The 14,614-nt window shown below is 65.0% G+C and carries 17 protein-coding genes; 10 read left to right on the top strand and 7 right to left on the bottom strand.

What is annotated here, in order from left to right:
- Positions 1-69: 69 nt before the first annotated feature.
- The 3 genes from DJ017_RS07515 to DJ017_RS07505 all read left to right on the top strand — a co-directional run bounded on the left by DJ017_RS07515 (position 70) and on the right by DJ017_RS07505 (position 3,877).
- A complete protein-coding gene (locus DJ017_RS07515; protein WP_111528131.1) occupies positions 70-1,263 on the top strand; it encodes an acyl-CoA dehydrogenase family protein in 1,194 nt (397 codons plus the stop codon).
- A 95-nt stretch (positions 1,264-1,358) separates the two neighbouring features.
- Positions 1,359-2,561: an acyl-CoA dehydrogenase family protein gene (locus DJ017_RS07510; RefSeq protein WP_111528130.1), complete on the top strand. Its 1,203-nt coding sequence runs from the start codon at positions 1,359-1,361 to the stop codon at positions 2,559-2,561.
- Positions 2,562-2,788: 227 nt separating this feature from the next.
- On the top strand, positions 2,789-3,877 hold the full coding sequence (locus DJ017_RS07505) for an acyl-CoA dehydrogenase family protein (protein ID WP_111528129.1): 1,089 nt from the start codon (positions 2,789-2,791) through the stop codon (positions 3,875-3,877).
- Between the two features lie 103 nt (positions 3,878-3,980).
- Here DJ017_RS07505 and DJ017_RS20055 read toward each other — a convergent pair whose 3' ends face one another.
- From DJ017_RS20055 to DJ017_RS07495, 3 genes are all read right to left on the bottom strand, one after another.
- Positions 3,981-4,421 carry a hypothetical protein gene (locus tag DJ017_RS20055; protein ID WP_133255406.1) on the bottom strand — a complete coding sequence of 147 codons (441 nt, stop codon included), beginning with the start codon at positions 4,419-4,421 and terminating at the stop codon, positions 3,981-3,983.
- 2 nt (positions 4,422-4,423) lie between these two features.
- A complete protein-coding gene (locus DJ017_RS07500; RefSeq protein ID WP_165830558.1) occupies positions 4,424-5,758 on the bottom strand; it encodes an AAA family ATPase in 1,335 nt (444 codons plus the stop codon).
- Between the two features lie 175 nt (positions 5,759-5,933).
- Positions 5,934-6,674, bottom strand: a complete 741-nt coding sequence (locus DJ017_RS07495; RefSeq protein ID WP_133255405.1) for a hypothetical protein — start codon at positions 6,672-6,674, stop codon at positions 5,934-5,936.
- 232 nt (positions 6,675-6,906) lie between these two features.
- Between DJ017_RS07495 and DJ017_RS20050 the strand changes: the two genes are divergently transcribed.
- Together DJ017_RS20050 and DJ017_RS21035 are read left to right on the top strand one after the other, a co-directional pair.
- A complete protein-coding gene (locus tag DJ017_RS20050) occupies positions 6,907-7,926 on the top strand; it encodes a hypothetical protein (protein WP_133255404.1) in 1,020 nt (339 codons plus the stop codon).
- Positions 7,859-8,059, top strand: a complete 201-nt coding sequence (locus tag DJ017_RS21035) for a hypothetical protein (RefSeq protein WP_111528126.1) — start codon at positions 7,859-7,861, stop codon at positions 8,057-8,059. Before DJ017_RS20050 ends, DJ017_RS21035 begins: the two co-directional genes overlap by 68 nt.
- 172 nt (positions 8,060-8,231) lie before the next feature.
- Here the strand turns inward: DJ017_RS21035 and DJ017_RS07485 are convergent, their stop codons facing one another.
- Complete coding sequence (locus DJ017_RS07485) at positions 8,232-9,158, bottom strand: IS1595 family transposase (RefSeq protein ID WP_111528125.1); 927 nt, start codon at positions 9,156-9,158, stop codon at positions 8,232-8,234.
- Positions 9,159-9,539: 381 nt separating this feature from the next.
- Between DJ017_RS07485 and DJ017_RS07480 the strand changes: the two genes are divergently transcribed.
- From DJ017_RS07480 to DJ017_RS07470, 3 genes are all read left to right on the top strand, one after another.
- Positions 9,540-10,214 (top strand): terminase small subunit-like protein, encoded by a 675-nt coding sequence (locus DJ017_RS07480; RefSeq protein WP_111528124.1) that lies wholly within the window; start codon positions 9,540-9,542, stop codon positions 10,212-10,214.
- Positions 10,215-10,291: 77 nt separating this feature from the next.
- A complete protein-coding gene (locus DJ017_RS07475) occupies positions 10,292-10,513 on the top strand; it encodes a hypothetical protein (protein ID WP_111528123.1) in 222 nt (73 codons plus the stop codon).
- Between the two features lie 11 nt (positions 10,514-10,524).
- Positions 10,525-11,025 (top strand): FKBP-type peptidyl-prolyl cis-trans isomerase, encoded by a 501-nt coding sequence (locus DJ017_RS07470; RefSeq protein WP_165830556.1) that lies wholly within the window; start codon positions 10,525-10,527, stop codon positions 11,023-11,025.
- Between the two features lie 40 nt (positions 11,026-11,065).
- Here the strand turns inward: DJ017_RS07470 and DJ017_RS07465 are convergent, their stop codons facing one another.
- Positions 11,066-11,569, bottom strand: a complete 504-nt coding sequence (locus tag DJ017_RS07465; RefSeq protein ID WP_111528121.1) for a hypothetical protein — start codon at positions 11,567-11,569, stop codon at positions 11,066-11,068.
- 157 nt (positions 11,570-11,726) lie between these two features.
- Here DJ017_RS07465 and DJ017_RS20295 point away from each other — a divergent pair, with 157 nt between their 5' ends.
- On the top strand, positions 11,727-11,936 hold the full coding sequence (locus DJ017_RS20295) for a hypothetical protein (protein WP_165830555.1): 210 nt from the start codon (positions 11,727-11,729) through the stop codon (positions 11,934-11,936).
- Positions 11,937-12,045: 109 nt separating this feature from the next.
- Positions 12,046-13,095, top strand: a complete 1,050-nt coding sequence (cysK, locus tag DJ017_RS07460; protein ID WP_111528120.1) for a cysteine synthase A — start codon at positions 12,046-12,048, stop codon at positions 13,093-13,095.
- A 4-nt stretch (positions 13,096-13,099) separates the two neighbouring features.
- Here cysK and DJ017_RS07455 read toward each other — a convergent pair whose 3' ends face one another.
- Entirely contained in the window at positions 13,100-13,366 is a 267-nt protein-coding gene (locus DJ017_RS07455) for a hypothetical protein (RefSeq protein WP_111528119.1), read from the bottom strand.
- Positions 13,367-13,445: 79 nt separating this feature from the next.
- The gene (locus DJ017_RS07450; RefSeq protein ID WP_133255403.1) at positions 13,446-14,588 is read right to left on the bottom strand and encodes a two pore domain potassium channel family protein; all 1,143 of its coding nucleotides are present in this window, start codon (positions 14,586-14,588) and stop codon (positions 13,446-13,448) included.
- Positions 14,589-14,614 lie beyond the last annotated feature (26 nt).

Below are 14,614 nucleotides of genomic sequence, written 5' to 3'. Positions count from 1 at the left end.
TAGGGGGATTGAAGCCCTCCGCCCGCGCCGGCGGGGACAAGAACATTTGAAAGATTAGGGAGAATTCCGATGGCCGATTTCGGCGGCTCCGATCTGGACGCCTTCCGGGCTGAAGCCCGCCAGTGGCTCGAGGCGAATTTCCCCAAGTCGCTCGCCTTCTCCGAGGCGGCGCTGATCCCCGGCGGTGAGAAGCCCACCGGCGACGCCCTGCTGTGGAAGCAGCGGATGGCCGAGAAGGGCTGGGGCACGCCGACCTGGCCGACCGAGTACGGCGGCGGCGGCCTCTCGGGCCCGCAGGGCCGCATCGTCCAGCAGGAGATGGAGCGCCTCGGCGCCTACAATCCGATGGCCGGCATGGGCATCTCGATGTTCGGCCCGACCCTGCTGGAATACGGCACCGAGGACCAGAAGGCCCGCCACATCCCGCCGATCGTGAAGGGCGAGCTGCGCTGGTGCCAGGGCTACTCCGAGCCGGGCGCCGGCTCCGACCTCGCCAGCCTGCAGACCAAGCTGGAAGATCGCGGCGACCACTGGGTGGTCAACGGTCAAAAAATTTGGACGAGCGGCGCGCAGTGGGCGGACTGGTGCTTCTGCCTGGTGCGCACGGACACCACCAAGAAGCACGAGGGCATCAGCTTCGTGCTGATCAACATGCGCCAGCCCGGCGTCGAAACCCGGCCGATCAAGCTGATCGCCGGCAACAGCCCGTTCTGCGAGACCTTCTTCACCGACGCCCGCGTCGAGAAGAACGACATGGTCGGCCCGCTGAACGGCGGCTGGACCATCGGCAAGCGCCTGCTGCAGCACGAGCGGTCCGGCCAGGGCGGCGCGCGGATGATGATGGGCCCGAACGTGGTCGACCTCGCCAAGCGCTACGTCGGCCTCGACGCCAGCGGCCGCCTCGCCGACCAGGACCTGCGCACCCGCATCGCCAAGCACCAGATCGACGCCAAGGCCCATACCCTGACGCTCAAGCGCGCCGCCGACGAGGCCAAGGGCAACCAGAACCCCTCGGCCACCACCTCGGTAATGAAGAACTCGGGCACCTGGATCGGCCAGGAGAAGGCCGAGCTGCTGCTCGAGATCATGGGGAGCCAGGGCCTCGGCTGGGAGGGCGACGAATACACCAAGGAAGAGCGCGACGCGGTGCGCTCCTGGCTCTCGGGCAAGGCGACGACGATCTTCGGCGGCAGCCAGGAGATCCAGTCGAACATCGTCTCCAAGCGCATCCTTGGCCTGCCCGACACGACCCAGAACGGGTGAGGCGCCGGGGGACTCCCACACCCGGCGCGACCAAGGTAAAGGCTGATTACTTAGACCCCGATTTAGACGGACCGGATTTTTCAGGAGCGATTTGAATGGCGGATTTTGGAGGCAGCGATCTCGACGCCTTCCGCGCCGAGGCGCGTGAATGGATCGAGGCGAACTTCCCGGCCTCGCTGAAGGGCAAGCCCAACCCGATGATGCGGGAGGAGCGCACCAAGCCCAGCGAGGACATGGAGAAGTGGCGCAAGGCCATGGGCGAGAAGGGCTGGGGCGTCCCCACCTGGCCGAAGGAATACGGCGCGGCGGGGCTGACCTCGGCGCATGCGCGGATCATCCAGCAGGAGCTGGCGCGCGCCGGCGCCTACAACCCGATCGGCGGCATGGGCGTGATGATGTTCGGCCCGACCCTGCTCGAGTACGGTAACGAGGCCCAGAAGCAGCAGCACATTCCGCCGATCGTCAAAGGTGATCTTCAGTGGTGCCAAGGTTTCAGTGAGCCGGGCGCCGGCTCGGATCTTGCCTCTCTTCAGACCAGAGCCGAGGACAAGGGCGACCATTTCCTCGTTAACGGCCAAAAGATCTGGACGAGCGGCGCTCAATACGCCGACTGGTGCTTCTGCCTGGTGCGCACCGACACCACCAAGAAGCACGAGGGCATCAGCTTCGTCCTGTTCCCGATGCACCAGCCGGGCGTCGAAGTCCGCCCGATCAAGCTGATCAGCGGCAACAGCCCGTTCTGCGAGACCTTCATCACCGACGTGAAGGTGCCGAAGGACCAGCTCGTGGGCCCGCTGAACGGCGGCTGGACCATCGCCAAGCGCCTGCTCCAGCACGAGCGCTCGGGCCTGGCCGGCGCCGGCGGCGGCTTCGGTCCGCAGAAGACCCTGGACCAGATCGCCAAGGACTATGTGGGCGTCGACGAGAAGGGCCGCATCGCCGACCCGGACCTGCGCACCCGCGTGATCATGAACAACATCGAGATCCGCGCCTTCCAGCAGACCGCGATGCGCGCCATGGCCGAGTCCAAGGGCAACCAGAACCCCTCGGCCGCCACCTCGATCATGAAGAACGCCGGCACCCGCGCCATGCAGGAGCGGGCCGAGCTGGTGCTCGAGATCATGGGCCACCAGGGCCTCGGCTGGGAGGGCGAGGGCTTCAAGCCCGACGAGCTCGCCGCCGTGCGCGGCTGGCTAGGCGGCAAGGCGACGACGATCTACGGCGGCAGCCAGGAGGTGCAGTCCAACATCATCTCCAAGCGCATCCTGGGCCTGCCGGACCTGACGCAGAGCAAGTGAGGACCTGAACCACGAAAGGCACGAAAGGCACGAAAGACACGAAAGGACCTTCGCGAGCGTCAGCGAGCGAGACCGTCCGCAGCACCGCCTGGATCGATCGCGCCTTCGGCGCCGCCCGCTCCGAGCTTTCGTGCTCTTCGTGACTTTCGTGGTTCCAAAAACCCCTTGATCGCCGTGGCGTCAGGGGGCGTGAATTGAACCCAAAGAGATTTGTCGAGGATAGAGAAATGGCCGTTCTGACCGAAGAACAGAGCATGCTGAAGGACGCGGCGAAGAGCTGGGTCCAGGAGAAGAGCCCCGTCACCGCCTTCCGCAAGGTGCGCGATAGCGGCGTGGAGCTGGGCTATGACGCCGCCGCCTGGAACGAGATGGCGGAGATGGGCTGGGCCGGGGTCATCATCCCGGAAGAATTCGGTGGCTCGAACTTCGGCTACCTGTCGCTGGGCCTGATCCTCGAAGAGCTCGGCCGCACCCTGACCGCCTCGCCGCTGCTGGCCTCGGGCCTGGCCGGCGCCTCGGCCCTGATCCTCGGCGGCTCGGACGCCCAGAAGTCGGAGTGGCTGCCGAAGATCGCCGACGGCACCGCGGTCGCCACCCTCGCCGTGGACGAGGGCCCGCACCACAACCCGGAGAAGGTCGAGACCAAGTTCGACGGCGGCAAGATCACCGGCAAGAAGACCTTCGTGCTGGAAGGCATGGCGGCCAACCTGTTCGTCGTCTCGGCCAAGGGTGCGAACGGCGTCGGCCTCTACCTGGTGAAGGGTGACGACGCGGGCGTGAAGCGCACCCGCCTGCACCTCGCCGACAGCCGCGGCGCGGCCAACGTCGAGTTCGCCGGCGCCGCCGCCGAGCCGCTGAACGGCGGCGCGGAGCTGGTGGAGAAGGTCCTCGACCGCGCCCGCGCCGGTGTCTGCGCCGAGATGCTGGGCGCCGCCGTCCAGGCCTTCGAGACCACCCTCGAGTACCTGAAGACCCGCGTCCAGTTCGGCCAGGTCATCGGCTCCTTCCAGGCCCTGCAGCACCGCGCGGCCAAGATGTTCACCGACCTCGAGCTCTCGCGCTCGGCGGTCGAGGCGGCCCTGACGGCGATCGACAACGACGCGCCGGACACCGCCGAGCTCGTCAGCCTGGCCAAGGCCAAGATGGGCGACACCTTCCACCTGGTGTCGAACGAGATGGTCCAGATGCATGGCGGCATCGGCATGACCGACGCCCACGACGCCGGCTTCTACCTCAAGCGCGCCCGCGCCTGCGAAGCCGCCTTCGGCAACCAGGCCTTCCATCGCGACCGCTACGCGCGGATCCAGGGCTACTGAGACAACTGGGCCCCGCCCGCCTGACATCAGGCGGCGGGGTTCGGGGTGTGTGGGGGAAAGCCCCTCCGGGTGGGAGCACCATCCGGAGGGGTTTTTCTATGGATTAGTAGGGACCGTCTATCTCAACGACACGCTCGATGTCGAACTCGCCCTGATCGCAAACAACGTGAAATCCAGCCTTGTGTTGTTTAGCGCACTGCTGCTTAGCCTTGGCCACAAACGTATCGAACCGGGGATATTTACTGCATATCACCAAGAACCCGAGTCTTCCCTCCAGCAGTGGCTTCACATTGGGATGCTTTGCAGACGCGAGTAGCTGCTCACATGCCTTCGCGACATCGGATCCCTTTAGCTCGACCAAGACGGAAGCTTTCCCGGCTTTGCTTACCAGGTAGTCCGTCCTAGGCCCCTCGGTGACAATGCAACCGTCGACCAGTGTACGGACGTAAGGTTCCTTCTCCGGATTTTTGAAAATCGCCTTCCGCCCGTTCTCTTCCACTTTAATCTTGGAATGACTCACCGCTTCCGAGCACTCCGCGGTCATGATTAAATCTCCGACTCGATCTTTAGGAGCGTAGAAAACTGTCGAGATATGTCTTCCGAGACCTGATCAAGATATGTACCGTCGATCAACCCATCACTATCCGTGAGATCACGCATAGTCCCGTTCTCAATAGCAAGGGCGGAAAGTCGGTTTTCGTCCAACCAACAATCCCTAGGTACTACATTATTTATATCTTGATTTCTCTTTTTTCTGCGAGATAGTTGACCAGCCTTCAAGAAAACATTCAGCTTGCCCATGATGTAAGGACTGTGGGTCGTAATCACCAAACTTCTCTGACTCCGCTCAGAGACAAGCGAACCAATGAGAAATTCCATCAATAAGCTCTGCGCCGATGGAAATAGGTGAGCCTCAGGCTCCTCGATGTACACAAGCTCACTAGCGCGCCTAACAGGACGACCCGGCCCTCGATATGTCAGCGCGTCTATCTCGCTAAAATAATCCATGAGCGACCACATCGGCAGGAGTTCTTGCTGCCCACTAGAAAGCGAAGTGAACGGAATCCGTCGGCCATCTTCGGCCTGGACAAATTCAGTTTCATTTTCGAAACGGATCTCCCCTCCGAACAACTGATTCATGATGTGCTTCCTCCGGGTGAGGAACTCATGACCGAGTCGCGAGGCGTACCCAGGGCGCCTTGAGGCGTTCCGATCGCGCAGATTTGCGAAGAGCCGCGCAAATTTTAAGGTAACTGGATCGAGGCTTCCAGCTTGCTCGAGGCCCGCCACGAGCCTTCCAATGCTTGTAAAAAAAGCTCGACCGGCAGGAATAAACGTTTGCTGTCCAATATACTGACGCTCTAGATCTCTCAGCGCGCGCCTCTGCATGACCTCTCTGACGCGCCACCCCCTATCTAGTTCGCTTATCGAGAGATTCGAGGTAGACTCGATGTCTTCGAAATCTTTTTGTCGCTCGAACTGATGCCGCGTCTCATTGTATATATCGGAAAACCATTCCGAAAAGGTGACCGATAGGTCCTCGGATAGTTTTCCTTGAGACTTTCGTCTAAGCAGGCGAACGGAAAAATCACCTGCAGTGTATCCGATATTGAACCGCCCCTGCCCCCAAGCAGACGGGGGAAACCAGATTTTAAATAGGCGGGCAACTTGCTTCTTATAATCCTCGATTGTATCCCCACGCTCCGCATATTGAAAATACGAAGTCTGTATATCCGTAAGAAAGTAGAATAATTTGGTCGTTACGCTCTTTCCGCTCCCCTGTGGACCGATGATGACGTTCACAGGTGCGAGTTGGAAGGTGGCTTCGTCGAGGCACGAGAACTCGGAGATGTTGAGAGTCGGCATATGGATGGCCTGCAAAACTGGTCCATCTCCTATCATTCGATTTCTACGATTTGTCACGGTCGCGGTTGCCCAGGCCGCCAACGCTTGCTGACGCGGCCCTGCCGCGCGGGACCGCCTGGAACCGCACCGGCACCTGCCGCCTGCCGGTTTTTATAGGGGCCTAGGTTGCCGCGGCTCATCATAGGTCGCCTCAGCTCGCCCCAACGTTAAAGCTGAACTCGTGATCTTCGCCGTTGAAGCTCACAACGACGCGGAGCGTTTGCGCTTCGCCCTTGCCAAAGTGGGGCTTGCCGACCACGACGGTGCCGCCGAACGCGCCGCCGGGCTCGACCGTGGTGGTTCGAAGGATCGAGTTGCCCAAGCTCGAGAGGGTCGCCTCGAGCGAGGCACTGATCTGCGACATCTCGCGATTGGTGTTCGCCTGATTGATCGAATTGGCGAGTGCGGCATTCGCCGGGTTGTAGACGGTCGTCTGGGCCGCGTAGGTGGCGTAGCCGCGATTGCCATAGGCAGAGCCATAGGTGTTCACCGTCGTTGGCTGCGAGGCCGCGTAGGCATTCGCGGCACCGGAAAGCGCAACGGCGAAGGCCGCCCACGCCGCCTTCTTCTTCGCTTCCCGCGCAAGCTGCTCGTAGGTGAAAACCGGGACCGTCAGGCCAGCGGCCGTATAGACGTGCACATTCTCCGGACCGAGATTCGCCGGCATCTGGCTGTCGTTGAATGCGACAACGGCCAGTCCCATGCGATCCTGGAATTCCGTCGAGCTCGGCGCGACGCGAACGGCGCCCTTGTCCTTCTTGGACATCAACAGCGCTGTGCCGTGGTCATAGGTGACTTGTTGATTTGCCGCGGCGACAGGCTGGACCGAGTACGTGGTCGCGCAGCCCGACAGGACGAGCGCCGCAGACGCGGCGCACAACAGCTTGTTCATATGCCTTCCCCCCAAGTGAGCGCGCACTAGCGCCCCTTAACCCAGGTTAAGCTTGCAGGATCATGGGCTTACCGCAAGTGGAAAGCGGGCCGGCCTTCGCGTGACGGTCAGTGGACTTCAACCCCCTCCGGCCCTCTGGGCCACCTCCCCCTCAGGGGGAGGATTGGCGATATTGTACTTCGCGTACCCACGAGGGTAGGCTCTGGCGCGCAGCAGGCCACGGGGGGCGCGCGTGTCGGAACTGGGTATCAATTACAACGTCGCTCAGGCGGGCCTCTTCGATAAGAGCTATCGTGACCTTCGGTCGACGCTAAAGCGCCCCGAACTGGCGTCCGTAGCTTGGGCGTTCATCAGCAACTGCGACCGTGCCTTCGAGTTGATGGCGACGCATGTAAATTTGGTTGTGTATTCCATTTGGTTCACGCGCGCGGACAGAGAAATAAGGTTCGCGCACGGCATAGGTTTGGATGCCGATATAGGATCACACCCGGAGTACGCGTCAGCGTTAGACGCGCGACTTCAGGGATTAATGGATGACAGGGCGAACAATCCCCACCATTGGGACGACCATTGGGCAGCCGGCGCTGGTGTAATAGAGCAATATCTGCAAACAAATATCTTCGGCCCAGAGGGATCAATAGCATTGCTCGCACTGATGTGTATTCAGGGCTGGATGTGCTTTGAGTCTCTGGCCGTAGATCTATGGAAAACGCTCGTTAATATACACCCATCGCCTCTCGCACGGAATGTTCTCAGCGGCCAGCCCCCACTGGGACAGGACATCCCGCGGCAAGATCAGAAGACCATCCCGCTCTCTGTTCTGGACCAATATCATTTCGACTTGTCGCACTCGATGGGCGACGTTCTCTCGCGTGCACGTCGTGTAAACTTGGATTCCCTGCGGGGAATTACTGACGCATATAAAGTAGCCTTCAAGTCGGACTTCGACCCCACGATTATAGATACCACGCACCTGAATAGGCTGGAAGCAATCCGTAATCTGCACGCCCACAGGGGAGGTCGCGTGGATGAGACTTTTATCCGGCGAATGCAGGGAGTGGACTTTATCCATCCCCTTGAAGTCGGCCAAGATTACGTGATCGCCGGAGATAACGTTCGCGACTACATGGACATAGTGATACGATCCGCAATGAACCTAATTCATTTTGCGGACGATTGGCTCGATGGAAAAGCTGGCGGAAGCGGGTCGCAAGCCGACCTTGGCCTTGATGGATCTGGAGCGGCGATGTGAGGCATGTAGCGGCCACGGCTTCGTGCGCGTTGCCGGACGCCCCCTTGACTGTGAGGTCTGCGAGGGTCGCGGCGCCATAGCCACGGAAGCGGGGCGCCGCGTGCTCGACTTCCTACGTCGGTACGCGCCCTAGGGCGTGCGCCGCTTCGTCGGAGCCGCCTTAGACAGTAGTTGGTCGAACGCGCTCGCGGCGTCGGTGGGGCTTAGGTCGCCAGCGGCTTCTAACTCTCTTGCGAGGTCGATGAACCTTTGGCTTTCCGCCTCGTCCTCGTCCTTCGGCGGGGGCTTCTTCGGTGCTTTTGCCATCAGGCTTGCCCACGAGCTGTTTGATAGGTGAGGCGCTTGCCCACGATACCCCGAAGGGCAATGTCGGCGCGAGCGGCATCGCCGATCCCGAGCGCGACGCGGTTGGAGTACCGGAAGTCGAACTCGGCGAGGTAGCGGTGCAGATGGCGCTTGGCGCAGTGCTGGTACACGCCGCGCATGCCGCGCTTGAAGATCGAGAAGTACCCTTCGACGGTGTTGGTGTGGACCAGCGGATTGAAGCGGGAGACGTACTCCCCGGCCGCGTGGTTGGTGTGGCCGTGGCCCGCGTAGTTCTCGCCGATCTTCACGTAGTGGCGGGCCTCGTCGGTCATCAGGATCGCTTCGCGGCTCAGGTTGGTGGCGACGATCTCGCCCACGGTCTTAGCGGTCACGTAGTCCAGCACGTGAGAACGGGCGCGGCCCGAGGCGCGATCCACGAGGCTGAGAACCTTCATCTTGTGATTGCCGCCCTTGGTGACGGGCTCGCCCGGCTCACGGCCGATGTAGGTCTCATCAACCTCGACGGGCGAGCCTTCGTGGCCGAAGGGCGCCAGATCGCCGTCACGCATGGCCTCGCGGATACGGTGCGCCATGAACCAGGCGGTCTTGAGGGTCACGCCGAGGGTGCGGTGAAGCTGGTTGGCGCTGATGCCCTTCTTGCTCGAAGCCATGAGGAACATCGCTTGCAGCCAGTAGCGCAGCGGGACGTGGCTGGACTCGAAGATGGTCCCGACCTTCACGGTGAAGGGCTTGCGGCAGTCGCCGCACTTGCGGACGCCGATCCGGGTGCTCTTGCCCTTCAGCTCGTAGATGCGTCCGAAGCAACCGCAGTGCGGGCAAACCGGCCCTTCCGGCCAGACCCGCGCCTCAATGTAGGCGTAGGCGGCTTTCTCGTTGTGGAAGTGGGGCGCTGAGAGTATCGACACGGCGGTAACTCCTTATGGGAATTACCTTATCAGTCGGTTTGGGTACGTCAAGTATAATAACGCCATGAAAAACGCCAGGTCCTTTACGGCGGCGGCGAAGGCAAGTGACGCCCTGGAGACGACCTCCAAGTCAGCGACCTGGCCCGGCTCTAGATCGAAATACAGACTAATCGGTGCAGTAGTCATAAGCCCCCCGGTTCATTCCCCGGTTGAGAGCTTGGCGCCTAACCCGGCCTGACGCAAACCCGATGGGTCACAGATGTATATAGGTCCCCCACAGCTTCATCGGGTTTGCAAAGTATATAATCGCCGGAGGATTGGAAGAACATAACGTGAACTTTTGCTTGCGGGATCGCGGAGGGCCGTGAGACGCTTGCGGTCATGAGCCAGCGCTACAGCCCCGAGAACCCCTGGGTCCCGCCGCGGGAGCGGGAGCCGCCGGCGATGGATCATGAGCCGGGGTGGAAGGAGAGCGCCTTCACTGAGGAGATGGGGCGGCTGATCCTGGAGCGGATCGCGGCCGGGGAGACGGTGAAGGCGATCACCGCCGATCCGCGGATGCCCTGCTACGCCACGGTCTATCGCTGGCGCGAGGTGATCCCGGAGTTCGGCGAGGCCTGGCGCGAGCTCAGGGCCCAGATGGCGGCCGACGCGGTGTGGGTGGACGCCGAGAAGGCCAAGGCGCGCGCCTGGATGCGGGCGCACCGGCGCAGGCTCGACGGCAAGCCGCCGCGCGACTGGAAGAGCGGGCGCAGGAGCACCTACACGCCGCAGATCGCCGAGGCGCTGTGCGAGGCGGTGATGTTCGGCGCGAGCCTCAGCGAGGCGGTGAAGACGCCGGGCATGCCCTCGGCCAAGGCGGTCTATCGCTGGCTGAGGAACGAGCCGGCGTTCCGGGCGGCCTACGCCAAGGCCTGCTGGCTGCGCGACGACGTGATCGCCGACCAGATCCACGACCTCTGCAACCGCTTCGGGATGGCGGCGCGGCCCGTCGCCGAGGCGATGAACGGCCGCCGCGGGCGGATCGCGCCGCGCAAGTACGCGACCGGGCTGTGAGCGCGCGGCGCGGGTGAACGCCTTTGCCGCCGCCGCGCGTTGATGGTTTGGTGGATGGACTGGAAGGAGGCGCGCCGATGACGAAGCTTTCCGACGACGACCTGGAGCGGCTGGCGATGCACAGCGCGTTCGGGCTGCTCTTGGTGACCAAGTGGATGGCCGGGCGGGACGACGTGGACCCGCAGATCCGCGAGCGGCTGCGCGGCCATGTGTCGGCCATCGAGGGCGTGCTGGTCGCCCGCGGCCACGACTGGATCAAGGACGAGCTGGAGGCCACGGAGGCCGCCCTGGGCCAATGACGCCTCGCTTGATGAGGCGGGTTGGAGGGGCGGCGGCGGCCGCCCTTCTCCTGGCGTTCGGCGCGACGGCGGCGGAGACGACGGCGGCGGAGGCGACGGCGGCGGAGGCGACCCCCGCGGCGAGCCCGGCCGCGCCCGTCGTGCTGCCCGGCATCCGCTACGAGGTGCTGGCCTCGGGCCCGGCGGGCGGGGTCCAGCCGACGCGGGCCGACGCGGTGACCATGCGCTATGTGGGCCGGCTGACCGACGGGGCGGTGTTCTCCACCTCGCCCGGCGGCGGCGCCGAGCCCTACGCCTTCAAGGTGCGCGAGGTGATCCCGGGGATGAGCGCGGCGCTGCAGCTCATGCGGCCGGGCGACAAATGGCGGATCACCATGCCGGCCTACCTCGCCTATGGCCGGCTGGGGCGCAAATGGGCGCCGGGCGAGCCGCTGCTGAAGCGCGACGTGCCGCCGGAGGCGACCCTGGTGTTCGACGTGGAGCTGGTCAGCGTGGCGAAGGCCGCGCCCTGAGCGCGGAAGGCGGCGGGAAGAAGCGGCGGGAACGGCGGCGTCAGGTCCCGTTGTGGCCCTCGCGCAGGATCGCCTCGACCAGCTCGTAGTTCTCGAGGGCCATCAGCTCGATGCGTTCGCGCACCGGGGCGAGGTCCTGGTAGCCGCGGGCGGTGAAGCTGAGGTTGTTGGCCTCGCGGTGGATCCAGCCGGCTTCGACCAGCTCGGTCACCTTGCGGCGCATGGTCTCCTTGGGCGCATGGAGGGAGTCGGCCACCGACTGGATGTTGACCCCGAGCGTCGGGAAGATCGGCACCTCGCCGGAGAGCAGCTGGTCCTGGGTGTAGCGGGCGAAGTCGCGGTGCTGGGTGGAGCGCAGGCCGATGACCAGCAGGATCAGGAGCTTGTCGAGATCGCCGCCGCAGGCCTCGCGGCTGAGGCTGAGGAGTTCGAGCAGGGGGCGCAGGAAACCGCTGGCGTGGGCCGGGTATCTCTCCCTGAGCAGGGCCAGGGGCGCGGGGGGCGGCGTCGGGCCAGGCGCCGACGGCGGGGGCGAACTCGTCACGGGCCGTTCCCAGTTCGAGCGACAGGAGTGTCGACGAGCCGACGCTACAACTATGAATAGGTTCCACAGCTTAGCACAAGTTAGGATCTCTACGTAGGCCTCCCCGATCCCGGCTAGGGGGCTCTCCTTAGGGGGTCGTCCTAAGTAGTTTCACGAGATGCGCGGCGCGGCGGGCCGGGCCATCTCGAGGGTCATGTACAAGACCTACGAGCTCTATCCGGAAGGCGAGGACCGCGGCTTCGAGCCGGTCACCTGCCGCAGCCACGAGGAGCTGATGGCGGCCGTGGAGCGGCTGATGGCCGACCGCGGCGCGAACGCGGTGGAGGTCCGCCACTTCGGCGCCCACCTGTTCACCGTCACCGCCTGAGCCGCCCCGTCCGGCGTCTCCGGGAGCTGACAGATTTCGTGGAGTTGACAGAGCGCCGGTCTGCGGCGCGCAGTGCGGCCCGCCCCATTCTGCAGACGGAGACGCCGCCATGGCGAAGTTCGCCAACATCCTCGAGACCGTCGGCCACACCCCGGTGGTGAAGATCAACCGGCTCGCGCCCAAGGGCGTGAACCTCTACGTCAAGGTGGAGGCGTTCAACCCGCTGGGCTCGGTGAAGGACCGCCTGGCGCTGGGCGTCATCGAGGCGGCGGAGAAGTCGGGCGCCCTGAAGCCCGGCCAGACGGTGATCGAGGCGACGAGCGGCAACACCGGCATCGGGCTCGCCATGGTCTGCGCGGCCAAGGGCTATCCGCTGGTCATCACCATGGCCGAGAGCTTCTCGGTGGAGCGCCGGCGGCTGATGCGCTTCCTGGGCGCCAAGGTGATCCTGACCCCCGCCGCGATGCGCGCGGTGGGCATGGTCAAGATGGCCGAGGACCTCGCCAAGCGGAACGGCTGGTTCTGGGCCCGCCAGTTCGAGAACGAGGCCAACCCGGACATGCACTCGCGCACCACCGCGCGGGAGATCCTCGCCGACTTCGAGGGCGAGGCGCTGGACTACTGGGTGACCGGCTACGGCACCGGCGGCACCCTGACCGGCGTCGGCCGGGTGCTGAGGAAGGAGCGGCCGCAGACCAGGATCGTGGTCTGCGAGCCCTCGGACGCGGCGCTGCTGGCCTCCGGCCAGGAGCAGGCGCGCAACGACGACGGCACCCCGGCCGTCGGCCACCCGGCCTGGAAGCCGCACCCCATGCAGGGCTGGACGCCGGACTTCATCCCGAAGATCACCGGCGCGGCGCAGAGCGAGAAGCTCTACGACGAGCTGCTGGCGATCCCGGGGCCGGAGGCGATCACCATGAGCCAGCGCCTGGCCAAGGAGGAGGGCATCTTCGTCGGCATCACCGCCGGCGCGACCTTCGCCGGCGCGCTGAAGGTGGCCGAGAAGGCCGGCCCCGGCTCCACCATCCTGGCCATGCTGCCCGACACCGGCGAGCGCTACCTCTCCACCCCGCTGTTCGCCGACGTGCCGGCCGACATGACCGAGGAGGAGCTGGCGATCGCCCAGTCGAGCCCGCTGTTCCAGCCGCAGCCGGCCTAGGGCGTCAGCGACCTTCCTGCCAGACGTCGAGCGGCTGGTGCGCTTCGTGGCGGACGAGGAGCGCCCAGCCGCCGGCGAAGACGATGGCCCCGACCACGAGGCCGCCGAGGAAGCCGGCGCCGGTGGCGAACCACAGGGTCAGGAACGAGAGCGACGCCGCCAGGAGCGTCATGCACCAGCGCAACAGGATGTTGAACGCCTTGTAGGTGCGCTCGTGGCTGACGAGCTCGGGATCGTTGGAATTGGGGTCGAACGCACTGCCAGTCGCCATCGTGTTCCTCCCAGAACATCGTTGAATGGGGACAACTCAGCTTCGTTGACCCAACGATAGGCCGGGCGTGCGGTTTCGCCTAGTGGATCAGCGGCGCCGTGGGCTCGGGCTTGTCGCGCAGCGGCTGCGGGTCGTGCAGGGCGGCGTCGATCTCGGCCGGCTCGTGGCCGATGGCGCCGCCGAGCCGAAGCAGCGGATCGTTCCACTGGTTGCGCAGGCGCACATAGGCGTCGCCGGCCCGGGCGAGGTCGCGGCGGACCGGGCAGCCGGCCTCGCGCAGCACGGCCAGGCCGCGGCCGAAGCGGCGGCGCCAGGCGGCGACCTCCTCCGGGGCAGGCTCCTCGGGCCCCTCGCCTTCGTCGCGCAGATAGACCCGGTGCAGGGTCTCGATGAGGACGAGGCCGCCGCGCTCCAGGTGCTCGAGGCCCGCCGAGCGCTGCAGCCAGCCGGCGGCGCGCGGCTCCAGCCCGGCGCGGATCAGGGCCACCGCGTCGAGCAGCACCAGGGTGAAGCGCGACAGCTCGTAGAGCGCCTGGGGAAAGCGGAAATAGAACAGCACCGGATAGAGGTGGTGGGCCTCCTTCACGCGGCTGAGCTCGGCGGCGATCTCGGCGAGGATGGCGTAGCCGGTCTCGAAGCGGCCGTCGGGGCCGAGCCCGGCGACGAGGCGCGCGGCGTCGCCGGTCTGGCCGGTCATCAGCTCGACCTTGAGCGCCAGCTCGTCCCGCGCCTGGAGGGCGGCGTAGAGCTGCATCAGATAGGTGATGGCGAGGGTCATCACCGAGATGCCGAGGAAGCTGTCGAAGGCGAAGAACAGGTTGTAGGCGGTGGTGTGCGGGCTGAGCCCGCCGGCGCCGGCCGAGGAGATCAGGCCGGCGGCCACATAGAGCGCGGTGGCGAAGCCGTGGCCGATGGGCTCGCCGAACGTCCGCAGCGCGGTCCCCAGCGCCGGCTGCAGCACCATGGCCGACCCGATGGTCAGGCCCGCCACCCACGTGAACAGCAAGGCGACGACGATGGCCGGGCCGCAGAAGCTGAGGATCCGCGGCCGGTGGGTCGGGAAGAGCCGGCCGACGCCGACGAAGACGGCGCGGACGCCGTGCGCCAGGGGCCGCGAGATGATGGCGATGCCGGCCCGCGCGTAGAGCACGTTGAGGAAGACGTCGGCCAGGACCGTGACGATCAGGGCGAGGCCGGCCAGCTGTTCGAGGCGCGCGAGCATGGTCGAGCCGGCCAACCCCTGTCGCC

The sequence above is a fragment of the Phenylobacterium soli genome (assembly GCF_003254475.1).
Classification (GTDB): Bacteria; Pseudomonadota; Alphaproteobacteria; order Caulobacterales; family Caulobacteraceae; genus Phenylobacterium; species Phenylobacterium soli.
This window is presented reverse-complemented; position numbering and strand designations above follow the sequence as displayed.